24 protein-coding genes and 1 other RNA gene are annotated in these 22,879 nt (G+C 55.6%); 12 read left to right on the plus strand and 13 right to left on the minus strand.

The genetic code is table 11. The features are described 5' to 3' along the window. Window positions 1–412: 412 nt before the first annotated feature. The gene (locus N879_RS20635; RefSeq protein WP_041202868.1) at window positions 413–811 is read right to left on the minus strand and encodes a hypothetical protein; all 399 of its coding nucleotides are present in this window, start codon (window positions 809–811) and stop codon (window positions 413–415) included. Window positions 812–1,659: 848 nt separating this feature from the next. On the opposite strand from N879_RS20635, the gene N879_RS06095 reads away from it, so the two are divergent. The 4 genes from N879_RS06095 (at window position 1,660) to N879_RS06105 (ending at window position 5,130) form a co-directional block, all read left to right on the plus strand. Then, complete coding sequence (locus N879_RS06095) at window positions 1,660–2,625, plus strand: sulfurtransferase (RefSeq protein ID WP_009454928.1); 966 nt, start codon at window positions 1,660–1,662, stop codon at window positions 2,623–2,625. Between the two features lie 11 nt (window positions 2,626–2,636). Further along, complete coding sequence (locus N879_RS06100; RefSeq protein WP_009454926.1) at window positions 2,637–3,743, plus strand: YeeE/YedE family protein; 1,107 nt, start codon at window positions 2,637–2,639, stop codon at window positions 3,741–3,743. Window positions 3,744–3,754: 11 nt separating this feature from the next. Further along, window positions 3,755–3,919, plus strand: coding sequence for a hypothetical protein (locus tag N879_RS20640; RefSeq protein WP_009454924.1), 165 nt, complete (start codon window positions 3,755–3,757; stop codon window positions 3,917–3,919). A 230-nt stretch (window positions 3,920–4,149) separates the two neighbouring features. Further along, window positions 4,150–5,130 (plus strand): hypothetical protein, encoded by a 981-nt coding sequence (locus tag N879_RS06105; RefSeq protein ID WP_009454922.1) that lies wholly within the window; start codon window positions 4,150–4,152, stop codon window positions 5,128–5,130. Here N879_RS06105 and msrA read toward each other — a convergent pair. After that, complete coding sequence (gene msrA, locus N879_RS06110; RefSeq protein ID WP_009454920.1) at window positions 5,127–5,657, minus strand: peptide-methionine (S)-S-oxide reductase MsrA; 531 nt, start codon at window positions 5,655–5,657, stop codon at window positions 5,127–5,129. The genes N879_RS06105 and msrA overlap by 4 nt on opposite strands. Then, window positions 5,654–6,022 carry a c-type cytochrome gene (locus N879_RS06115; protein ID WP_035275678.1) on the minus strand — a complete coding sequence of 123 codons (369 nt, stop codon included), beginning with the start codon at window positions 6,020–6,022 and terminating at the stop codon, window positions 5,654–5,656. Before N879_RS06115 ends, msrA begins: the two co-directional genes overlap by 4 nt. 84 nt (window positions 6,023–6,106) lie before the next feature. On the opposite strand from N879_RS06115, the gene lgt reads away from it, so the two are divergent. Further along, window positions 6,107–6,904: a prolipoprotein diacylglyceryl transferase gene (gene lgt / locus N879_RS06120; RefSeq protein WP_026485505.1), complete on the plus strand. Its 798-nt coding sequence runs from the start codon at window positions 6,107–6,109 to the stop codon at window positions 6,902–6,904. 54 nt (window positions 6,905–6,958) lie between these two features. Here the strand turns inward: lgt and ssrS are convergent. The 3 genes from ssrS to N879_RS06130 all read right to left on the minus strand — a co-directional run bounded on the left by ssrS (window position 6,959) and on the right by N879_RS06130 (window position 7,915). Beyond that, a non-coding RNA gene (gene ssrS, locus N879_RS20020) (6S RNA) lies at window positions 6,959–7,142 on the minus strand. Window positions 7,143–7,195: 53 nt separating this feature from the next. Then, the gene (locus N879_RS06125) at window positions 7,196–7,507 is read right to left on the minus strand and encodes a cell division protein ZapA (RefSeq protein WP_009454914.1); all 312 of its coding nucleotides are present in this window, start codon (window positions 7,505–7,507) and stop codon (window positions 7,196–7,198) included. A gap of 3 nt (window positions 7,508–7,510) precedes the next feature. Next, window positions 7,511–7,915 (minus strand): hypothetical protein, encoded by a 405-nt coding sequence (locus tag N879_RS06130; RefSeq protein WP_009454912.1) that lies wholly within the window; start codon window positions 7,913–7,915, stop codon window positions 7,511–7,513. Window positions 7,916–8,255: 340 nt separating this feature from the next. Between N879_RS06130 and N879_RS06135 the strand changes: the two genes are divergently transcribed. Both N879_RS06135 and N879_RS06140 read left to right on the plus strand, forming a co-directional pair. After that, window positions 8,256–8,714, plus strand: coding sequence for a tripartite tricarboxylate transporter TctB family protein (locus N879_RS06135; RefSeq protein ID WP_009454910.1), 459 nt, complete (start codon window positions 8,256–8,258; stop codon window positions 8,712–8,714). A 17-nt stretch (window positions 8,715–8,731) separates the two neighbouring features. Further along, window positions 8,732–10,237, plus strand: coding sequence for a tripartite tricarboxylate transporter permease (locus N879_RS06140; protein ID WP_022983204.1), 1,506 nt, complete (start codon window positions 8,732–8,734; stop codon window positions 10,235–10,237). A 190-nt stretch (window positions 10,238–10,427) separates the two neighbouring features. Here N879_RS06140 and N879_RS06145 read toward each other — a convergent pair whose 3' ends face one another. The 4 genes from N879_RS06145 to N879_RS06160 form a co-directional block, all read right to left on the minus strand. Beyond that, window positions 10,428–11,462 carry an NAD(P)/FAD-dependent oxidoreductase gene (locus tag N879_RS06145; RefSeq protein ID WP_009454902.1) on the minus strand — a complete coding sequence of 345 codons (1,035 nt, stop codon included), beginning with the start codon at window positions 11,460–11,462 and terminating at the stop codon, window positions 10,428–10,430. A gap of 154 nt (window positions 11,463–11,616) precedes the next feature. Next, entirely contained in the window at window positions 11,617–13,302 is a 1,686-nt protein-coding gene (locus N879_RS06150) for an ABC transporter permease (protein WP_022983205.1), read from the minus strand. A gap of 12 nt (window positions 13,303–13,314) precedes the next feature. After that, window positions 13,315–14,400, minus strand: coding sequence for an ABC transporter ATP-binding protein (locus tag N879_RS06155; RefSeq protein WP_022983206.1), 1,086 nt, complete (start codon window positions 14,398–14,400; stop codon window positions 13,315–13,317). 83 nt (window positions 14,401–14,483) lie between these two features. Next, complete coding sequence (locus tag N879_RS06160) at window positions 14,484–15,521, minus strand: ABC transporter substrate-binding protein (protein WP_009454900.1); 1,038 nt, start codon at window positions 15,519–15,521, stop codon at window positions 14,484–14,486. A 224-nt stretch (window positions 15,522–15,745) separates the two neighbouring features. Here N879_RS06160 and N879_RS06165 point away from each other — a divergent pair, with 224 nt between their 5' ends. Beyond that, a complete protein-coding gene (locus tag N879_RS06165; protein ID WP_022983207.1) occupies window positions 15,746–16,669 on the plus strand; it encodes an NAD(P)-dependent oxidoreductase in 924 nt (307 codons plus the stop codon). Window position 16,670: 1 nt separating this feature from the next. Here N879_RS06165 and N879_RS06170 read toward each other — a convergent pair whose 3' ends face one another. From N879_RS06170 to N879_RS06180, 3 genes are read right to left on the minus strand one after another with little or no spacing between them, the layout of a single operon-like run. Then, complete coding sequence (locus N879_RS06170) at window positions 16,671–18,194, minus strand: sensor histidine kinase (protein WP_009454892.1); 1,524 nt, start codon at window positions 18,192–18,194, stop codon at window positions 16,671–16,673. Then, window positions 18,191–18,877, minus strand: coding sequence for a response regulator (locus tag N879_RS06175; protein WP_022983208.1), 687 nt, complete (start codon window positions 18,875–18,877; stop codon window positions 18,191–18,193). The genes N879_RS06170 and N879_RS06175 overlap by 4 nt, the downstream gene beginning before the upstream one ends. After that, window positions 18,858–19,424 carry an RNA pyrophosphohydrolase gene (locus N879_RS06180; RefSeq protein WP_009454891.1) on the minus strand — a complete coding sequence of 189 codons (567 nt, stop codon included), beginning with the start codon at window positions 19,422–19,424 and terminating at the stop codon, window positions 18,858–18,860. Before N879_RS06180 ends, N879_RS06175 begins: the two co-directional genes overlap by 20 nt. 64 nt (window positions 19,425–19,488) lie before the next feature. Between N879_RS06180 and N879_RS06185 the strand changes: the two genes are divergently transcribed. The 4 genes from N879_RS06185 (at window position 19,489) to tolR (ending at window position 22,840) form a co-directional block, all read left to right on the plus strand. After that, complete coding sequence (locus N879_RS06185) at window positions 19,489–21,225, plus strand: proline--tRNA ligase (RefSeq protein WP_009454889.1); 1,737 nt, start codon at window positions 19,489–19,491, stop codon at window positions 21,223–21,225. A gap of 66 nt (window positions 21,226–21,291) precedes the next feature. Next, the gene (gene ybgC / locus N879_RS06190; RefSeq protein ID WP_003805592.1) at window positions 21,292–21,717 is read left to right on the plus strand and encodes a tol-pal system-associated acyl-CoA thioesterase; all 426 of its coding nucleotides are present in this window, start codon (window positions 21,292–21,294) and stop codon (window positions 21,715–21,717) included. A 2-nt stretch (window positions 21,718–21,719) separates the two neighbouring features. Next, complete coding sequence (gene tolQ / locus N879_RS06195; RefSeq protein WP_009454887.1) at window positions 21,720–22,394, plus strand: protein TolQ; 675 nt, start codon at window positions 21,720–21,722, stop codon at window positions 22,392–22,394. Then, window positions 22,394–22,840 (plus strand): protein TolR, encoded by a 447-nt coding sequence (gene tolR, locus N879_RS06200; protein ID WP_009454886.1) that lies wholly within the window; start codon window positions 22,394–22,396, stop codon window positions 22,838–22,840. The genes tolQ and tolR overlap by 1 nt, the downstream gene beginning before the upstream one ends. The last annotated feature ends 39 nt before the right edge of the window (window positions 22,841–22,879 follow it).

Raw genomic sequence — 22,879 nt, forward strand, 5'->3', positions numbered from 1 at the left:
CTAACCATCCAACTTCACAAACAAGGGTAAATTTTCAAAACCGTTTCAACCTGCAAAACCGCTTAAAAACTTAACGTTGCGTTCTCTGGAGCAGAACCTAGAACTTTAACACAGAATTTTCTGATTTGTCAAGCTCCGGGTTTTACACCCTGTCAGTTTCCTGACCAGTCATTCAAGCTTCGGTGCGGGCCTCTTGGCCAAGGCGGTGAAACTTGTCTAACTGCTCTCTGTAGCGCTTCAGGGAAAACCCTGTGTGTGCTGCAGCGAGAAAAGAACTATAGCACGAGGATTTTCCGCTTTGCAAGCGTTCTATGGGATTTTCCTAGGTATTTCAGGAGAGAAACCCCCAAAAAAACCCTTAGCTCATTGATAACTATGAAGAATAACTATAAAAATATTTTTTAGCTTAACTTCAGTCTTTTCCCCTGGTAGCGGCCAGCCCATCCTCAACCGCATCTTCCAGACCAAACCGCTGTTTTTCTCGTGAAAATTGGCTAGATATTCTCCTGCCGCCTAATAGCCCTTTCTCTATATAGAGACAGCGAAACTCATCACCCACACCAGTCATCAGCCCTTGTGCTTGCTTGCTTGCTTGCTTGCTTGCTTGCTTGCTTGCTTGCTTGCTTGCTTGCTTGCTTGCTTGCTTGCTTGCTTGCTTGCTTGCTTGCTTGCTTGCTTGCTTGCTTGCTTGCTTGCTTGCTTGCTTGCTGGATAGATAACGGACAAAAAAACGACCACACGAACACTGCATCGGCCCTATGCCTCCAATCAACAGTGTCTCTATATAGATAGCGAGTTGAATGGCCTCCAAGATCGAGCATTATGCAGGGCTGCTAGCCGCTCGGGGCCCCGGGACCGGGTGTTGGGGCGAGTCAGAGTACTTGCCGCAGTCGCAGTCATGATCGGGGATACAAGCAGTCTGCTGTTTGAGCCCAAAGTTTGTGATTGGTCCGGGGGACCAATCACTGGGCGAGTTCAGACTGCGCCCCGATCATGACTGCGACCAGGGGACCGGCGCATTGCGCCGGCAAGTAGTCCGCCCCAACACCCGGTCCCGGGGCCTCGAGTGGCGACCTACGTAGAGCGGTTGAAACAATGAGCGCCCTCTCTATATAGAAGGGCCATTCATTGTTGCGACTCAACCCTCTATATATAGTTGGGTGGTGAGCCTCCCCAAGAAGTAATCCAATCCCCCCACCCTCTATCCTCACTGACCTTCAATAGCCCTTTGGTTCTCAGTCTCTTTGCTTAGGTCTTAGATTCTCCGAGTCTCTAAGTCTCTAAGTCTCTAAGTCTCTAAGTCTCTAAGTCTCTAAGTCTGCACTCATGAGAACACCAATCATCTCAACACATCCTCTCTAGTAGAAAAAACCCAGCTTTCTTCACCGATAGAACGTCCTCTAGACCGGCACGCTCTCTCAATATAGAGGACAAAGACACGCCTGCAGAAAGCAACTACAGAGACACAAGCTCACCCAAGGCTGGGCACAAACACAGCTCCCCCTCCTATCTACTCTATATATAGAGATCCTCCCCTCCTTACGCCCCCAAGCAATAAGCTAATCCCCAATTCATTGTTATTTTCTGTAGCCACGTTCATTACCATTCCTTATGCACTTAATCCTCTAAGCAGGCCTCTGCTTACTCAAGAGAGTAATAATGATCAAACCAATCCTCATCTCCTTGGCATTTGCATTCAGCGCGGTCCTGGCACCGACTGCTTCCGCAGAGCCAAGCACACCCGACACGGCAGCCAAACCAGCCGCATTGATCTCGGCTGGCGACCTGGCCACCAAGCTGGATCAAAACAATCTGCGCATTCTGGATATCCGCACAGACAAAGAATATGCAGCAGGCCATGTACCAGGTGCCGTCCACACTCCATATGGTGCCTACCGCGGCCCAGCCGAGAACGCCGGTGCCCTGCGCTCCGAAGCCGAGCTGTCTGCCCTGTTCAGCAAAGCCGGCATTTCCAAGGACAGCTACGTTGTCGTCACCTACGCGGGCGCCAACCCCACGGACTTCGGCGCAGCAGCACGCGTGTACTGGACACTGAAAGCTGGCGGCCTGACCCAGCTATCCATTCTGGACGGCGGCCTGCAAGCCTGGGAAGCCGAAGGCAAAGCCCTGAGCAAAGACACCCCCACTGTCACCCCCACCGAATTCAGCTACCACTACAACAAAGACATGGTGGTCAGCACACAAGAAGTCGCTGACTACATCAAGAACGGTCAGGCTCCCGTCCTGCTGGACGCTCGCCCAACCGAATTCTTCAAAGGCGAAAAGCGCGTTGACGCCGCCGCCCGCTACGGCACCCTGCCCGGCGCACGCGAGCTGGACTTCAACAGCTTTTTCCGTAGCGACAAACCTGTCCTGAAAGACACCGGAGAACTCGTCAAGATCGTCAAAGAACAAGGCCTGGACGACAAACCCACCGTTTCGTTCTGCAATACCGGCCACTGGGCTGCCACGAACTGGTTTGTCCTGTCCGAACTGGCCGGCAACCCTAACGTGAAGCTCTACCCCGAGTCCGTCGTGGAATGGAGCCGCAGCAACTTGCCTATGGATAACCAGCCCTCCCGTTTCGAAGTTCTGAAACTCGATGCCAAACGCGCCATTAACTAAAGAAATCGATCATGCTTTATCTGACTAGACTGGGCTTTATCCTGGCCAGCCTGGCCCTGATTGTTGGGGTCGCTCTGGTAGGTGGACTGCGCCAAGGCCTGCTCACCCTGCTGGGGATTGGCTTTGGTGCCGTCCTGCAAGGAGCCCGTTTCGGTTTCACGACCGGATGGCGTAACTATATCGAGCGCCGTGACCCTCAAGGTATCTGGGCACAAATGCTCCTGCTGGTATTGGCCGCTGCCTTCACCCTACCCTTGATCGCCGATAGTGGCGGTGAGCTGGTTGGCGCGATTGCCCCATTGACCATCAGCCTGGTATTGGGTGCCTTTCTGTTTGGCGCTGCCATGCAACTGGCCGATGGCTGCGGTTCCGGCACTCTCTATAAAGCAGGCGCAGGCGCACCGATTTCCTTTGCAGTTCTGCCTACCTTTGCCATTGGTAGCTTTCTAGGCGCATCGCACCAGCCCGGCTGGATTGCCCTGGGCGGCCTACCCGCTATCGACCTGACTGTGTCCTTGGGCTGGCCCACTGCCTTGTTGATTACCGTACTAGGCTGCGCCGCCGTATCCTGGTTCGTCGGCCGAGGTGCACGTCGCCATCGGAAAGAGCAAAACAGCCCACCTGCCAAATGGGAAATGCGCTGGTGGATGGGCGCTTTGCTGCTGGCCGTGCTGTATGCCATTCACATGATCGTCGCAGGCCAACCCTGGGGCATCGTCTATGGTATTGGCTTGTGGGGCGCAAAAGTATTCTCGGCTCTGGGCTGGTCCCCAGTTGGCGACGCGTTCTGGGGCGTGGCTCCACATGCACAACGTCTGGCTGAACCCGTCCTGGCTGACGTTACTTCGGTCACCAACTTTGGTTTGATTTTGGGCGCCATGGCAGCCTCACGCTGGAATCATCCTGCCAATTTCAAATCCCCCAATGCCCGCACTTTGTGGGTAGGTGCAATTGCGGGCCTGGTGATGGGCTACAGTGCCCGTATGGCCTTTGGATGTAATGTGGGCGCATTCCTGGGAGGCATTGCCTCGGCCAGCATCCATGGCTGGGTCTGGTTTGCACTGGCCTTTGCCGGGTCCATCATAGGCGTGCGCATTCGTCGCCGCGTTAATCCTTGAGTCGTGCAAGCATGAGCAAAACTACTTTCCGCCTTATTACCAGTACTTTCTGGCTGGTCGTTGTCTTGCTAGTTGTCATGGACAGCCTGCAAGACTATCCCTACCGTCCCGAGCCCGCCCCCATTGCCTGGGGCAGTGGACAAGCTGCTAGCGGTGGCCACTGCTCGGGTCGATAAGCCAGGGCCTACCCGGCCTGTAACACCCCTGATGGGAGAAAACCAGGCAGCCTTACTTGGCTGCATCGGGTTTCACCCTCAGGGGTTTTCTTTTGGGTGAAGGAAAGCGCATCCGCTTGTAGTGACAAACCGACAGCCTGCATTGCCCGCCCCCACACAAGCGCCAGAGCACGACAAAGCAAGCACAGAGCCGTGCTAGCATCAATCAGATTTCCCAACCCTCTGTTGTCATGCTGACCTTCCTTCGCACCACCTTTAGCCGCAGCCTGCGCATGTTTTATACCGTTGCGCGCATCATGCTCCCCATCATGATTGCGGTGCGTATTGCCGCGCAGTTGGGTCTGATCGAGCAAGTCGGTAAACTGATAGGCCCGATCATGGCACTGGTTGGCCTGCCAGCCGAAGCCGGTATTGTCTGGGCAACCACTGCTCTGGCCGGTATTTACGCTGGCATAGGATCAATGGCGGCCTTGGGCGACAGCTTGAGTTTCAACGTGGCTCAAATCAGCGTCTTGGGCACCATGATGCTGTTTGCACACAATATGCCTATGGAACAGGCCATTGTGCGTCGGGCCGGAGCCAGCTTCTGGTTTACCGCCACGCTGCGGATTGTCTGCGCCCTGCTTTACGGTGGCCTGCTGGCCTGGGGTTTGAATAGCGCCGGGCTGTTACAGGAACCCGTGTCCCTTGCCTGGCTTTATGGGCAATCCAATGCCACACAAGGCGGTTGGCAAGGCTGGGTAGACTGGTTGTGGGGAACGGCCAGCTCGCTATTCATGACCTGGCTGATTATTCTTGGCCTGCTCCTGATCCTGTCAGTCCTGGAGAAAATCGGCTTCACCCGATTGCTGACTCGACTCCTGCTTCCCTTGCTCCGCTTTTCAGGCTTGGAAGAACGAGTCGCCCCCACCACCACGATTGGCGTATTGCTTGGCTTGAGCTACGGCGGTGCCTTGATTATTGATGAGTCCCGCCAGCAGAACTACAGTCCCAGAACACGCTTGCTGGCCTTGTCCTGGCTGTCACTGAGCCACTCCCTGATTGAAGACACCATTCTTATTCTGGCTCTGGGTGCCAACATCTGGGTGGCCCTGGTCGGCCGACTTGTTCTGACCTTGTTGATTATTGGCCTGATGGCCCGTCTGACATTACCAGGTAGCGCCCTGTACAGACGCTACCTTGCTTCTGCCTCGCATCCTCAGGATGCTTAGCTTTTTACCAGCAGATCCTGAAAACGCTGGTAGAACTTCTTGAGCTTGGGCGCAATGACCATCTGGCAGTACGCTTGCTCGGGGTTCAATGCAAAATAATCGTGGTGATAGTCCTCGGCCTCCCAGAAAGTGGAACTGTCGAGCACATGGGTCACGATCGGTGCATCAAACTGCGATTTGATTTCTTCGATGACCTCAAAGGCCTGGCGGCGCTGTTCTTCATTTTGACAAAAAATTGCCGACGCATACTGTGGTCCCTGGTCAGCGCCCTGACGATCCGGCGTGGTAGGGTCATGGGTCAGGAAAAATACCTCCAGCAAATCCCGATAGGAAATGACGGAAGGGTCGAATTCCACTTTGACCACTTCAATATGGCCGGTCTGCTTGCCGCAAACCTGCTCATAGGTGGGATGCTCTACATGGCCGCCACAATATCCGGGCACCACAGACTGCACACCTCGCAAGGCTTTGAAAATCCCTTCAGTGCACCAAAAACATCCGCCACCTAATATGGCTGTTTCCTTCATGAATTCTCCTTTGTTGACGAATTGGCTAGACTCAGCAACCAGGCTGCAATAGCTTGTGCTTGCTCGGCGCTGATCCGGTTTTGAGCGGGCATGGGAATAGCTCCCCAGTTCCCCCGACTACCCTGTTGAATTTGTCGCTGCAAGTACGCCTGAGTTTCCTGCGCCGGACCTGACGCATAGCGTTGGGCGATCTCCCGAAAAGGGGGCCCGACCCGTTTACGATCAATTTGATGACAGGACAAGCACTGCGCCTGCACGATATCCATCAGCGCTACCGTATCAGCCTTTGCCACCGGATTAAAGATCATCAATCCACAAAAAACTACTAATGGTAAACGTCTGGCCCAAGAGACTGAATGCAGCATGATCCTTCCCTTACAATTTACCCAGCCCTGGTCTGGGCTCGCAGTCACGCTATTATCTGATATTCATCTCTGTAATGGGCACGCATGTTAATTCACCCGCAGTTTGATCCCGTCGCCATACAACTTGGACCCCTTGCCATTCATTGGTATGGCTTGATGTATTTAGTGGGCTTTGGCCTGGTTTGGCTGGCTGGCACAGCGCGTATCCGTGCGGGCTATGACTTGCTGACCCGCAAGGACCTGGAAGACCTGATCTTTTACTGCGTCCTGGGCGTGGTGGCAGGTGGGCGTCTGGGCTACACCCTGTTCTATCAACCCTCTTACTACTTGTCGCACCCGCTGGAGATTCTGTATGTCTGGCAAGGTGGCATGTCCTTTCATGGTGGTCTGATCGGTGTGCTGGTGACAATTGCGCTGTTTGCTCGAAACCGTCAACGGCGTTTTCTGGAAGTCAGCGATTTTCTGGCTCCCCTGATTCCCTTGGGGCTGGCCGTGGGCCGCCTGGGTAATTTCATTAACGGCGAACTATGGGGTCGCCCCAGTGATGTGCCCTGGGCCATGGTATTTCCGCAAGTGGACGCAACCCCTCGCCATCCTTCGCAGTTGTATGAGATGGCCCTGGAGGGCATTGCCCTGTTTATCTTGCTGTGGTGGTTCACGCGTCGTCCACGCGCCGTCGGTCAAACCAGTGCCCTGTTCCTGATCGGCTATGGTTTCTTCCGCTTCATGGTGGAATACACCCGCGAGCCCGACGGCTACCTGGGTCTGCTCAGCGCAGGCTTGTCGATGGGGCAGTGGTTGTCCTTGCCCATGATTGTCGCTGGCCTGGCTCTGTTTGCGTATGCCAGCAAACGAGACGTTGCGCCTGGCAGTCAGAAATAAACAAAACAGCAGAAAAGAAAAAAGCCCGTCCAGATCTGGACGGGCTTTTTTTGCAGGTGCCCCACCATTGCCGTCAAGACCGGCATCCTGGAACCGAGGGTCCAAGATCGGCTGTCATCAAGCCAGCTTCGGGTTCGTCGACGAGGACGATCGCTCCTACTGGCTAATCCAACAACCTGTATGCCAAAAGCATTGGTTCAAGGAATGTATGGTCGTGTCACGAACACGGCAGGGACTTACTGGGATGAAGCAGTCCGCGAGGGACAACAAGGGACTGCTTTCAAATTTGGTTTAGCGCGCGGTACCCGAAGGTTCGATGACCTCGTCAATCATTGCGTGCATGTCTTCAATTTTACGCTTGAAATCGCCAAAAGCAACATTAGCTAGAGGACCATCAGGTGCTTTAGCGGATAAAAACTCGCTGGCGATCTGAATGGCGGCCATGACGGCGATACGTTCGTTGCCAGAGACACGGCCCGAACCCTTGATAGACTGCATGCGCTGGTCTACCAGTTTGACAGCTTCCAGCAAGCGCGCTTTTTCGGAAGGAGGGCATGCCAGAGAGTAATCGCGGCCCAACAGGGAAATATCGACTCGTTCCATGACTTACTCCTGTACGGCACCGGGTAAACGCATCAGGATCGAACCGATCTGGTCGCGAGCCTGTCCTGCTACATCACGCAACACACCCATACCCGCGCGTGCGCTGTCCAACTCGCGACGCAAGGCAACTACCTGGGCCTGTTCCTGTTCAAGCAGCTTTTTCAGTTCTGCCTGATCAGCCTGCGCTTGTTGCTGCACCATATCCAGTTGACGCTGATGCGAAGCAACACCGGTGGACAGGGACTCGAACTCATCTTGTTGACGACGATTTTGCTGGCGCAAGGCGTCCAGCTCGGCATCCTGAGTTTTCAGACGAGCTAATAATTGAGCGCGTTCAGCGTTGAGCTGACGAGATTGCTCTACCAGTTGACCGATACGGTCAGCGAGAAAGTCGAGATCTTGCAACATGGGCCTTATCGTAAACCATTGCTAGCGTTACTGGGTAGAGGAATTTCATACTAATGATAACCTTTCACCCATCTTTCCATTACCTTTCAAACTTCTTTCAAAGCCTGCCATCCACCTACGAACACGCTCCCAAAAAACCCTAAATTTTCAGAATTACCGGGAAAACCCTTAAAAACTAGGGTCATCTCAGGGTTTCCAGTCTTCAAGTGCTCCATTACCATGCGTCACCTCTGTTCAATGCAGTCGGCACACGCAGAGTATGGAGCCCGCTCCACTATAAAGAAGCTGACACAGGAAAAAGGAAAACCAATGCGCAAGGCAGACAAGGAGAATCCACCTTATGCAAATTAAAAATAAACAGGACTTCTGGTCCGGGGTCATGTTCGTGGTCGTGGGCGCCGCTTTCGCGCTCGGGGCCACCAGCTACTCGATGGGAACAGCCGCCCGCATGGGGCCCGGCTACTTCCCCTTCTGGCTTGGTGTATGCCTGAGCTTGTTAGGGGCGGTCGTCACTTTGGGCTCGATGTCTGCCAAAGCAGAAAGCACTGAGGTAGAGAAGTTTAACTGGAAAGTGCTCTTCGTTATCATCGGCGCGGTCGTGCTTTGCGGTCTGACACTGAACTCGCTGGGTGTTTACATCTCCATTTTCCTGCTTGTACTGATCAGCAGCTTTGCCAGCCATGAATTTAGCTGGCCTGTTGCACTGGGCGCAGCCGTCTTTTTGGTGCTGTTCGTCTGGTTGGCATTCATCAAGGGCCTGGGGCTGGTGTTCCCCCTGTGGCCAAGTTTTCTGGCCTGATTAGGGGGTGAACGAATATGGAATTATTTGACAACCTGATGCTGGGTTTCTCGGTGGCGATCACGCCCGAGAACCTGGCCTACGCTTTGCTCGGTTGCATACTGGGCACCTTGATTGGCGTGTTGCCAGGCATTGGCCCTGTACCAACCATTGCCATGCTGCTGCCCATTACGTATGTGCTGCCTCCCGTTGCTGGTCTGATCATGCTGGCCGGTATTTACTATGGCGCCCAATATGGTGGGTCTACAACCGCCATTCTGGTTGCCCTGCCGGGGGAAACTTCGGCCGTAGTCACCGTGCTGGACGGACACCAGATGGCCCGTAATGGCCGGGCCGGTGCTGCCCTGGCGATTGCTGCTCTGGGTTCTTTCTTTGCCGGTTGTGTGGCCACCGTGCTGCTGGCCGCTTTTGCTCCGCCCTTGGCTGAAGTCGCCTTCAAGTTTGGACCTGCGGAGTATTTCTCATTAATGGTCTTGGGCCTGGTCGGTGCTGTGGTGCTGGCTTCGGGCTCCCTGCCCAAAGCTATCTGCATGATCTTGCTGGGTCTGCTGCTGGGTATGGTCGGTACCGACGTGAACTCCGGTGTTGCCCGTTACGACTTCGGTATTCCAGAACTGCAAGACGGTATCGACTTCGCCGTGGTGGCAATGGGTGTGTTTGGTTTCTCCGAAATCATGAACAACCTGGAGCTGGGCGATCAACGCGTGGAGATCACTGGCAAGGTCGGGTCGCTGTACCCCAACAAGCAAGAGTTCAAGGAGTCCTGGCCTGCTGTCGTGCGTGGTACCGCCATGGGTTCTTGCCTGGGTATCTTGCCCGGTGGTGGCGCGGTGCTGTCCTCCTTTGCGTCTTACACATTGGAGAAGAAAATCTCCAAGAACCCGGAACGCTTTGGTAAAGGTCACCCTGCTGGTCTGGCCGGTCCCGAGTCTGCCAACAACGCTGCCGCTCAAACCTCCTTCATCCCGCTGCTGACCCTGGGTATCCCCGGTAACGCTGTGACCGCGCTGATGATTGGCGCCATGACCATCCACAACATTCAGCCTGGTCCACAAGTGATGACCAGCCACCCCGAACTGTTCTGGGGGCTGATCGCCTCCATGTGGATTGGTAACCTGATGCTGGTCATCCTGAACCTGCCATTGGTAGGACTGTGGGTGAAACTGCTTAAAGTGCCCTACCGCCTGCTGTTCCCCGCCATTCTGGTGTTCTGCACGGTGGGTGTGTACTCGCTGAACTACAACGTGTTTGACATTCTGGTCACCGCCGCCTTCGGTTTGGTGGGCTACGTCTGGTCCAAGCTGCGTTGTGAAGGAGCTCCGCTGTTGCTGGGTCTGGTCCTGGGACCAATGATGGAAGAAAACTTCCGTCGTGCCCTGCTACTGTCCCGCGGTGATTACACCACCTTTGTGACACGTCCTCTGTCCCTGTCGCTGCTGGTCCTGGCTGCCTTCCTGGTTGTGGTTGTAGCCCTTCCTTCGGTGAAAAAGAAACGCGAAGAAACCTTCGTCGAAGAGGACTAAGACACCGTCCGTTCTCTGGTTTGAACGCTCCCGCTGAAAGGGAGCATTCAAACCGGCGCAGTCAACAAGAAGGCCTGATTTCGTCTCTCCACGAAATCGGGCCTTTTTCTTTATTAGCTGGTTTCGCTGCCTGCTTTCAAGACAGCCAAATCTTTGAAAGAGCGCACAGCCCTACGTCAGGAAACAAACCTCAGGCAGCCAGAACTGCCTGCGTACACAAGCTTCCCAACAAGGGAGCCAGAATGACACCGGGGTGAGCCACGACGGCGAACAAACCATCTACAGTCCCAATAGGCCCACACAATGGCTGATTGTTACTAGTCATGGGGCGCTGCCCGACCTCTATCGACAAGATGCGCGGGACAGAAGGCAGTTGCAGCAACTGAGCAATGGACTGACAGGTTTGCTCGGCCAGACGCTGCAAACCTGCCTCGCCTTCCAAGGGATAATCCAACGCCGACATCAACCCTCTTTCTTTGCCCGGTCGCACCTCCAGATCCTGAGCACAGAGTAAATGCCGGACCCGATTTCTATCAGCATCCAGGCGCAGTAACACGGCGGGCTGTTGCTCTATAGGCAAGGCTACCCCTGCACTGGCTGCCAAAACCAAGGCACCATAAGCATTGGCCAGCACCACCTTGTCGGCCACGATGACTTGCCCTTGCACTTCTATACCGTTCACTCGCCCTCCTGCCGACAACACACGCTGTACCGTACCGGACAGAACCGTGGCGCCATTCGCTTGTGCCGCTTGAATAAAACAACGTGCCAGATCTACTGGCTCCAAGGCGAAATCATCGGGCGCCCACATTGCCAAATCCGGTACGGCTGCCAACGACGGTTCTTTCTGACGCACTTGCGCGGCTGACAGGCTTTCAACCCTGGAGCCGGCTGCCAGATGCTCGGCAATCAAGGCGGCTGTCTCGTCCGTCGTTTCCCCCCAGAACAAGGCTCCACGCACGGTCACAGGCAATGCCCCCAAGGTCTGCTTCAGACGCGTGTACTCTTCCAGAGCGTGTAGACGCAAGGCAAAGGCGTCAGTGTCATCAGAAGGTGTACTGGCGCTGGCTCCTACCCATCCAAAAGAGGCTGCGGTTGCGCTGGGCACACTACCCGCACCCTGATCGATCAAAGTGACTGCGGCACCCGCTTGAGTCAGATGCCAGGCGACCGACGCCCCCATCACGCCACCACCGACGACCAGCACTTTGCATTTATGCGTCATAGCTTTCTACTAATGGATAAACAAAAAACAGCCAGCCCCTTGTGCGCATGAACAAGCGAATAGCCAGCCAGGCAACAAGATACGGTCTGCTCTCAGCAAAAACAACAAGGGCCTGAATCCCTTGCGGAATTCAGGCCCTTGAGATCAGTCCAACTTACATCGTGCCTTGGCGGCGCTTGTAAAAGTTACCGATATACATGGCTAGCAGCACGAGCACGGTAGAGATCAGAATCATGATGATCCCCAGCGCCGAGAGCTTGCCCCACAAACCATCTTCGGCATAACCCAGCACCTGTACCGCCAGCACTTCCGTACCGGGACGGGACAGCACCACCGACACCGTCAGCTCACGAATGAACATGGTTGCCATCAAGATCCAGGCCGACACCACACCAGGAATCAGCAAAGGAATAATGATGCGGCGCATGGTGGTCCAGGAACTGGCCCCGGCAACGGCCGAGGACTCCTCCAGGTGGGCATGGACCTGCACAAAAGCGGCCGACAAGGGTCGGATACCGTAAGGCAGATAAGCGGCGATATAGGCCAGCAGCAAGGCGGTCAGCGTGGCATACAAAGGCGTTTGCACAAAGAACCACATAAAGCCGATACCGATCACAATCCCCGGGAAGGAAAAGGAAAGGAAGCTCAAGGTATCCAGCAGCGCCGCCGCCCGCGTTCGTAACTTGACCACCACATAGGCCACAAACAGCGATAGCAATACACCCAGACTGGCTCCGACCACAGCCAGGAACAAACTGTTCTTCATGGCCACTTTGGAGATCGGATCTTGAATGACATCAATCCAGTTCGCCCAACTCATCAAGGAGAAGGCGCGAGCACTAGGCACCATGGAGTACGGAATCATGGAGGTATACAGCAACACGGCCACAGGCAGCACCACCATCAGCAAGCTGATAATGCCCACAATGATGAACAAGGGGATTTTCGCGCGACGCAATTCCAGCTGAGTGGGTTTGAAACCACGGCTGGAGATCGTCACATACTTGCTGCTTTCTTTCGTCATGTAGCGATACAGAACGATCAGGGCAATGGAGGCCGACAGCACACTCATGCCCAGCGCCGCCGCTTTTCCGTAATCTGGAGCGAAGCCGGTAGAGATCATCTCGAACAGATAAGTGGCCAGCACATCCACACGACCTGGGGTACCCAGAACACGTGGCACGGCGTAGGAAGCCAAGGCCCGCACAATCGCCAGAATGAAAGCCGCCATGATGGCTGGACGCAGAATCGGCAGGGTAACCCGCGTCAAGGTACGCCACAGACCGCCCCCGAATACACGGGAGGACTCCTCCATGGAAACGTCAAAAGAGGCCATGGCAGGCGCAATGATCAGGTAGGCCACAGGCATGTTCAACAAGCCTTCAACCAGAATCATGCCCCACAGGGAGTAGATGTTCAGCGGCGCTTCCTGCAGGCCCAATGTATCCTGCAAGAACATATTGATCAGGCCGTTGGACGGGTTCAGCAACAATGCCCAGCTCACCGAGAACAGCAAGTGCGGAATCATCATGGGGACGATGGACAGCACCGTGAACACCCCTTTCATGGGCATGTTCGTACGCGTATTCAGGTAGGCCAGGAAAACAGCCAGCGCAGTAGAGAACAGGGACGAGCCCAGCACGAAAACCACCGTATTGAAGGTGACTTCCAGCAAGAAGGGATCGGTGTAGGCGGCTACGTATTTAGCCGTGGTAAAGGAACCAAAAGCCGTCAGGCCCTGCGAGAAGCTGCCCAGCAGCAACATCAGGACCGGGCACAGCGTCAGAAAGCCGACGATCAGAATAAGCGACCAGCTAAGTGGTCTGCGTGTGTGATTCATGATGCCCCGCCCTTATGCCGACAACAGCATGCAGTGTTCAGGGTGCAGGTTAAAGCGTACGGTATCGCCCTCTTTCACCTTCACGTCTGGATCAATACACACCAGAAGCTGCTCTTTACCCACTTTGACCTCGGCCTCGTAGGACTCACCGACGAACTCCAGGGCCTGGACCTGACCGTGGAACAGGTTCTGCCCCACTTCATTGGCCTGGCTGCTGACACGAATAAATTCTGGGCGAATGCACAAGGTAACTTCGGTGCCCACGGGCAGGTCACGCTTCTTGCAATGCAGTTGGCCCAGTTCGCATTCCACAATGGTGGAGTCTGCACGCTGCTCCAGCACTTTGGCGCTGATCTGGTTGGCACGACCAATAAAGTCGGCCACAAAGCGGTGATCGGCATCAAAGTAAATTTTTTCTGGCGTACCAATTTCCAGAATCTTGCCACCACGCATCACAGCGATGGAGTTGGACAAGGCCAATGCCTCGACGCGATCATGCGTCACGTACACAGCGGTAATGTCCAGACGGCTCAGAAATTCGCGCAGTTCTTTACGGGTTTCTTCACGCAGCTTGGCATCCAGGTTACTGAGCGGCTCATCAAACAAAATGACTTTAGGCTCGGCCACCAGGGCTCGGGCCAATGCCACACGCTGCTGCTGACCACCGGACAGACGCGTTGCGGAACGCTGATCCACCCCTTCCAGCTGCACAAACTTCAGGATGTTCGCGACTTTTTCACGAATCACCTCTTTGCGCTCGCCGCGCACTTGCAAGGGGTAAGCGATATTGTCGAACACCGTCATGTGCGGCCAGATGGCGTATGTCTGAAACACCATGCCCAAACCGCGCTTTTCCACCGGCACAGCAATATTCTTGGCGCTGGACCAGACGATCTCGTCCCCAATGCGGATTTCACCCTCGTCTGGGGTTTCCAGACCAACAATGCACCGCAGCAGCGTGGTTTTGCCGCAGCCGCTGGGCCCTAACAGTGTGAAAAACTCATTAGCGGGAATCGTCAGGTTGATATTGTCCAAAGCCTTGAAGGTTTTGCCCTCTGAGACATAGGTCTTGCTTAGGCCGGTAATTTCAATTTGCATAATGAGTAAATGTTTTCAATAAAAATAAGGCGAGGCGCCAAGGCGCCCCGTTCTAGACGAACCTGTCGTTCTTGTCGTCCCGATTAACGGACGGCGAAGATACGGCTGAATTCGCGGCCCCAACGGACCAGTTCTTCGTCGCTCAGGTCGCGAATAGGCTCGACCTTGGCTTTATCGATCCCCGCAACCGGAGGGTGTACCCCTGGAGCCAGGACGTATTCGCCAACCTTGTTGGCCAGAATGCCCATGGCTTCATTACCCAGCCAGTAGTCCAGGAACACGCGAGCAGCATCAGGATGCGGTGCATTCTTGGTCAGGGCGATGGCACGTGGGGAGCCCAGCAAGGGCTGATCCGACATGGGGCCCCAGGCCAATGGCGCAGGCGACTTGGTCACGATGTACTTGGGCATGGAAATGGCAATCAACTTCTCGCCACTTTCAATAGGAGCCGGAGTTGGGCCAAACGAGGCCACGAACATGGGCTTGTTGGCAGCCAGGCCTTTCAGGAAGTCCAGCCACTGCTCTTCACTGCTAAAGACCTTTTCCTTCAAACCAATCAGCCAGCCAATGGTGGAGGGGTGGTTGGAAGGGTTGGCCATCACAATCTTGTCTTTCCACTTGGGATCGGCCAGATCTTCGTAGCGTTGTGGCGCATCCTCGGCCTTGAGGTGGTCCGTATTATAGATATAAGACACATATTCGATGCCAAATTGAATAATCGAATCGTCTTGAATGGCCCACTCGGGGTAGCCCTGCACGGCTTCGGACTGATGGGGAATCAGCACGCCCTGCTCTTTGAGCAGTTGCAGCATGGGCAAGGGAGCCTGAACCACGTCCGCCATCAACTTGCCGGCATTGAACTCGGTCAGGATGGTGGGGATGAACTTGGAGCTGGAAATACGGGTGTATTTGCCTTCAATGCCTTGCGCTTGTTGCAAGGCCTTCATGATGGGCTCTACCGCCGTGATGTTGGCGTAGAAAACAGCCTGGCCTTGAGCCTTTGCTTTTTCCAGTACGGCTGCGTCTGCCGCCCACGCCGCCCATGGCAAAGAGGTACTCATAGACGCCAGTCCGGTGGCACCTGCCAGCTTCAAGAAACGACGACGATCAAAAGTGGTCATAGGATTCAAGTTCCAGTTAATTAGCCAGGAAATTATGTGCGCCCATCATAATCCAGACAGGCAAATTCCATTTATTACAGATCTATGTTTGGTTTAGAACATGAGGGGCCTGACGCCGTCAAGCCTAAAACGTTTTGCCGCTTATTCGGGCAGGCAAAGATCAAGCCGATAAAGCTGCGCTAAGCTGTACGATCGAACAGATTATTTTCCAGGAGACCCGCGCCATGACCCCATCCATTCAGCCTAAACACTATGAACCCGCCAGCCCGCAAAAAGTGGCGTTCATTGGTCTGGGGGTGATGGGCTATCCCATGGCAGGACATCTGGCCCAGGCAGGGCATCAAGTCACGGTGTACAACCGCAACCCGGCCAAGGCGGAACAATGGAGTGAGGAGTTCAAACAGGAATGGGCCGCTACACCGGCCCTGGCCGCTGCCCAAGCAGACATTGTCATGGCCTGTGTGGGCAATGATGATGACTTGCGCTCGATTTTTCAGGGGCCGAACGGTGTGCTGGCAGGCATGAGGGCAGGGAGCCTGTTTATCGACCACACCACTGCCTCCGCCGAAGTGGCCCAGGAACTGGGAGCACAGGCGGCCAAGCAAGAAGTTGCATTTATCGACGCCCCCATTTCTGGCGGACAGGCGGGTGCCCAGAAAGGCATGCTCAGCATTATGTGTGGTGGGCAAGCTGAGGATATGGAACGCGCCCGCCCGCTGATGATGAGCTACGCCCAGGCCTGCACCCTGATGGGGCCCTTGGGGTCCGGGCAGCTGTGCAAGATGGTGAACCAGATTGCCGTTGTCGGACTCTTGCAAGGTCTGGCCGAAGCCATGGCTTTTGGTGAACGGGCCGGACTGGATATGGAGCAGGCCCTGTCTGTATTGACCAAGGGTGCGGCGCGCAGCTGGCAAATGGAAACTAAAGGCCCCACAATGCTGGCCAGAGACTTTCAGCCCGGCTTTACCGTGAACTGGATGTTGAAGGACCTGGATTTGGTGCAGCGGGAGGCACAGCGTAATGGGGCCCAGCTTCCCGCAACTCGCTTGATTCAGGAGCAGTTTGCGAAGATTGCCCAGCAGGGCCATCGCGATTGGGATATTTCTACCCTGTTCAATCTGCTGGCCCGTCCAAACGACGCGGCTTAATTCACGTGTTTTCTGGTTTAGGCGCTTCGGGCTGCAGCAAAGGCAAGCGTAGCGTCGCCTTCAAACCGTAGCCGCCCATATCGTTGGGCTCCCCATCGGTCAGCACAATCGTGCCGCCATTGCGCTCGGCGTAAGCCAGCGCAATGGCCAGACCCAGCCCGGAGCCAGAACCCCGTCCACCCTTGCGTGCCGGGCCGCCCCGGTCAAAACGTACAAATACGCTTTCACGCAAACTGGCGGCCAAGCCCATGCCGTTGTCGGTAACGCTGATCCAGGCCAGCTTGTCGTCATGCCCGGCAGAAACCGTAATTGCACTGCCACTACCAGCGTGATTGATGGCGTTGTGAATCAGGTTGGAAACGGACTCATGGATCTCGGCATCGCTGGCATACACCCACAAAGGTGCCTGCTCGCCCTCTTCTCCTGGCCCGATCCAACCCAGATCCTGACGATGCTCACGGGCCAAAGGCAGATATTGCAGCACCACCTCACGCCCCAGACTGGCCAGGTCAACCTGCCCCTGGCTCATGGTGGTGGTATGGCTGGCATGAGCCAGAGCCAACAACTGCTCGGTCAGGCGAGTCGCCTGCCCCAATTGCTTGATGATCGCCCCCAGGGACTCACGGACACGCTCGATATCCGGTTCACGGCGAGCGTATTGGGCCTGGGTATGAATGATCGCCAAAGGGGTGCGTAATTGATGCGAGGCGTCGGCCAGAAACTGGGCCTGCCGATCCAGCACGGAACGATACAACTCAATATGGTGATTGACCGAACGCACCAAAGGCACTACTTCACGAGGAACATCACGCTCGTCCAAAGGCTGCAAGTCGTCCACGCTACGGTTACGCACTTCCTGTCGCAAGGCCTGCAGGGGGCGCAAGGCCCACGCTACGGCAAACCACACCAACGCCACAGCCAGCAGCAACATACGCAAATTGCGGAAAATACCTTCGCGCCAGGCTTCTTGCTGGGTGCGCAACCGCAAATCCAGGCTTTCGCCCACCATGACCAGAACCTGCCTGTGCTGGCCTTTGTAGTGCAGATCGCGCCACAAGGCCACCATGCGCACGGTGTCATTGCGGAAATATGAATCGTAGAAAACCGGCACGCCTTCATGGTCGGCCAGATTGGAAGGACGCGGCAGCCCTTCCATCCCCAGCAAGGTGCGCCCTTTTAACTGATTGGCATCAACACCGCCCAGATTACGGACCAAAGGGGTGATTTCTTCGACACGGAAATACTTGCGATTACCCGGTCGGGATTCCAGCATGACCTGCGCATAAAAAGGCGGATCAATACGCAAACTGCCGTCAGTATTGAACTCCACGCTGGTCTCGAGCACTTTGGCCGGTTCCAGCAAGGCGCTGTCGTAGACATTTTCCGTGACCGCGTTCATGGCCAGGTAGTCTTCCCAGCTGTCGTAAAGCAGTAAAGCCACCACCCCCGGTATCAGCAGTACCAGCAGCCAAAAGCGCAAACTGCCTTGCCAGGCATTGGCGGGGGGTGGAGAAGGGGCCGTCATGAAACGCCGGATTCCGCCTCAAGCACTTCCAGCATGTAGCCCAGACCACGCACCGTCACGATGTGCACATCGCTATTGGCCAGTTTCTTGCGCAAGCGATGCAGGACAACCTCGATGGCATCAGGGCTGGCATCGCTATCGTGCTCGAATACTCGGGCAAATAGCTGAGACTTTTCTACAGGCATGCCAGAGCGGCTGATCAGAACCAGCAAGGCCGCATGTTCACGCGGCGTCAAATGCACAATGGCATTGTCCAGCAGGAATGCCCGGCTCTCAGGGTTGTATTCCAAAGAGCCACAGCTGACCACTGGAGCCACCCGGCCACGGCTACGCCGTACCAGTGCCGCCAGACGAGCTTCCAGCTCTTCCAGGGCAAAGGGTTTGGTCAGGAAATCATCGGCACCCAGATTCAGACCACGAACGCGATCCTGCAAGGCGCCTTGAGCGGTCAGAATCAGCACAGGAGTGTGATCGCCGCGTTCGCGCATCTCGCGCAAAAGCACCAGCCCGTGTTTGTCGGGCAGGCGCAAATCCATCACGACCGCATCATACTCATGGGCCGCCAACAATACTTCTGCCGAGCGGGCGTCATGAGCGGGATCGGGCAAAAAACCACTTTGCGCCAAGGCCCGCTCCAGCCATGCGGCCATTTCCCGCTCATCTTCAACCAATAATATGCGCATGATCCCTGCTATCTAAGGTATCGGCATCAACTGCGCTTTGCAGGCGCTGACGTAAATAACGATTTTCCTGCCGTCGTCGGAACAAAATATCCGACAGCTCGTTCAGCGCTTGCTGATAGACTTCCCGCTTGAACTCAATCACTGAATCAAGTGGCACCCAATATTGACTCCAGCGCCATGCATCAAACTCCGGCGTCGACGAGGAACGCAGGCAGACATCACTGTCTCGCCCTACCAGCCGCAACAGGAACCAGATTTGTTTCTGGCCCTTGTAATGGCCACGCGCCTCCCGACGTACAAAATGATTGGGCACGTTGTAGCGAAGCCAATCTCGCGTCCGGCCTAATATACGGATATGCTCAGGCAGCAAGCCCACTTCTTCATGCAGTTCGCGGTACATCGCTTGTACGGGTGTTTCACCGTATTTAATACCGCCTTGCGGGAACTGCCAGGCATGTTCCCGAATACGCTTGCCCCAAAAAACCTCGTTCTTGCGATTAACGAGGATAATTCCGACATTAGGACGGTAGCCTTCACGATCTAACATAGGCCACCTCTAACGAATTCAATACAATTAGATCTGATTATACGTACCTGACGAGTTCCCTACCATGCATGCTAGCCAGTATCACATTAATACCCTGAAAGAAGCGCCTACCGAGGCCGAAGTTGCCAGCCACCAGCTCATGACGCGCGCCGGCATGATCCGTAAAGCCGCCGGCGGTATCTATACCTATATGCCGATGGGCCTGCGCGTGCTGCGCAAGATTGAAAACATCATCCGTCAGGAAATGGACCGCTCCGGCGCCATTGAGCTGCTGATGCCAGTCGTCCAGCCTGCCGAACTCTGGGTAGAGTCGGGCCGTTGGGAAAAATATGGTGACGAACTGCTGCGAATCAAGGATCGCCACCAGCGCGACTTCGTGCTGCAGCCTACCTCCGAAGAAGTGATCACGGACATTGCCCGCAACGAAATCCACAGTTGGCGCCAGTTGCCCATCAACTTCTACCACATTCAAACCAAATTCCGTGACGAGCGCCGTCCCCGCTTTGGCTTGATGCGTGGCCGCGAGTTCACCATGAAGGATGCTTACTCCTTCGACCGCAATGCCGAAGACGCCCAAGCCAGCTACGACAATATGTACGACGCCTACATGCGCATCTTTGGGCGCCTGGGCTTGAACTTCCGTGCCGTGGCCGCTGATACCGGTTCCATTGGCGGTTCGCGCAGCCATGAATTCCAGGTGATTGCCGATACCGGCGAAGACTTGCTGGTGTACAACCCTGACACCGACTACGCTGCCAATATCGAGCTGGCTCCCGCCCCTTGCCTGCTGGCCGAGCGTGCCGCTCCTGGCCAAGCCCTGGTCAAGACCGCCACGCCTGATGCCCCCAAGTGTGAACTGGTGGCCCAATTCCTGGGATGTGACCTGAGCCAAACCGTCAAGTCGGTTGTGCTGGCAACGGACCTCGAAGAAGACGGCAAGACCAAGAGCACCGTCCACCTGCTGCTGGTTCGTGGCGACCATGAAGTCAACGACATCAAGGTTTCCAAGCTGGCCGGCTTTGAAAAAGGCCACCGTCTGGCCACGGAAGAGGAAATTGTGGCCACCTTTGGCTGCAAGCCCGGTTACCTGGGTCCGATCGGCACCCGTCAGCCTGTGCAGGTGATTGCCGACCTGACCGTAGCGAACATGAGCGACTTTGTGTGCGGCGCCAACGAAGAAGGCTTCCACTACACCGGCGTGAACTGGGGCCGTGACCTGCCCGAGCCCATCAAGGCAGACCTGCGCAACGTGGTTCACGGCGACCCTGCCCCCGAAGGCGGCAAGCTGGCCATCCAGCGCGGCATTGAAGTGGGTCACGTTTTCTTCCTGGGCGATGTCTACTCCAAAAAGCTGAACGCCACCTTTTTGGAAACTGATGGTAAACCGGCTGTCATGCAAATGGGTTGTTATGGCATTGGCGTCAGCCGTATTGCCGCCGCTGCCATTGAACAAAACCACGACGAACGCGGCATGATCTGGCCTCGTGCGCTGGCTCCTTTCGAAGTGGTGATCTGCCCGATCGGCTTTACCAAAAGCGATGCTGTGCGTCAGACTGCTACTGATCTGTACACCCAGCTCAAAGAGCAAGGTGTGGATGTCATTCTGGACGACCGCGACGCCCGCCCCGGCATCATGTTTGCCGACTGGGAGCTGATTGGTGTGCCACTGCGCATTACCATTGGCGAGCGCGGCCTGAAAGAAGGCCTGGTTGAAATGCAGGCACGCCGTGATGCCAGCAGCACCAACGTGCCGGTGGACCAGATTGCCCAGGTCAGCCTGGAGCGTTTGGCCACGCTGTAAGGACTCCAAGCAGGGCTGGCCGTGCGCCATGCCCTGCCCGTCAACATAAACTCTTTTACGAACGACATGCTTAATGACAAGTGGGACACCCAGGCTCGGCTTGATATTCGCGTATATTACGAAGACACCGACGCTGGGGGGATCGTATATTACGCCAACTACCTGAAATTCTTTGAGCGTGCGCGCACAGAATGGCTCAGGAACCTGGGCGTAAACCAATCCGATGTGGCCGAGCAGAATCAACGCCTGTTCGTAGTCAAGAAGGTTGAAATACAATATCTCAAACCTGCCCGGCTCGATGATTTGATCTCGGTGCGCAGCCGCATTACCCAGCTGGGTTCGGCTACCATCCATTTCGAACAAGGTGCCCTGCGAGGTGGGGAACTGTTATGCCAAAGCACCATCCAAATTGTTTGCGTTGACGCCAACACGCTTCGTCCAAGCAAGCTGGACTCTGATTTACGTACCCTCTTGGAAAAGGTTCAGGACTGACCATGCAAGCTACTAGCGACCTGTCGCTGATTTCGCTACTTCTCGATGCCAGTATTCCCGTTCAGCTCGTCATGCTGATTCTGTTGGGAATATCGATTCTCTCGTGGGCCTATATTTTCAGTAAACGGGCTGCACTTAAACGCACGCTGGAACAGACCCGCCGCTTTGAGGACGACTTCTGGGCAGGTGGCGATCTGGCCGTGCTTCAGCAATCCATTTCCTCGCGTCGTGCCGAACACGGTGCACTGGCCCGTATTTTTGAAGCCGGCATGACCGAATTCATCAAGGCCCGTCGCAGCCAAAGCTCGGGCCCAGCCCTGCTGGACGGTCCACGCCGTGCCATGCGCGCCAGCTACCAGCGCGAAATGGACACACTGGAAACACACCTGAACTTCCTGGCCTCTGCCGGTTCGGTCAGCCCTTACATCGGGCTGCTGGGTACTGTCTGGGGGATCATGCACGCCTTTATCGGTTTGTCCGGCATGCAGCAGGCCACACTGGCCTCGGTGGCTCCCGGTATTGCCGAAGCCCTGATCGCCACAGCTATCGGTCTGTTTGCCGCTATCCCTGCCGTGGTTGCCTACAACCGCTTTACCAACGAGCTCGATCGTATCTCGATCCGCTTTGACAGCTTTATCGACGAATTCCTGAACATCTTGCAGCGGCAGGTGAACTGATGCCATCGATGCGTGGAAGCACCGGCCGTCACGGCCGGCGCATGAAAAATGAAATCAACGTCGTCCCTTATATCGACGTGATGCTGGTGCTGCTGGTGATCTTCATGGTCACCGCTCCCATGATTACCCCCGGACTGGTGGAATTGCCTTCAGTAGGCCAAGCCTCCGAAGTGCCTGCCAAGCCGGTGGAAATCCAGGTTGATAAGGACGGCAAACTGGCCATTCGCTTGCGCGATGCGGGCTCCGAGTTCATGAACATCGAAAAGTCCACACTGCTCAATGAAGTGCGCTCGCGTATGCAGGCCGACAGCCCGGTTGTCATTGCCGCCGATGGCAAGGTTCCCTACGAGACCGTCATGGGCTTGATGGATGAACTGCGCTCCAATGGCATCAACCGCCTGGGTCTGATCGTCGATCGCAACAGCGATCCTGACGCTCGCAAATAACCTCTGGCCGGATAGCGTGCTCGCCGTCCGGCGCGAAAA

It is taken from the genome of Alcaligenes sp. EGD-AK7 (assembly GCF_000465875.3).
Classification (GTDB): Bacteria; Pseudomonadota; Gammaproteobacteria; order Burkholderiales; family Burkholderiaceae_B; genus Alcaligenes; species Alcaligenes phenolicus.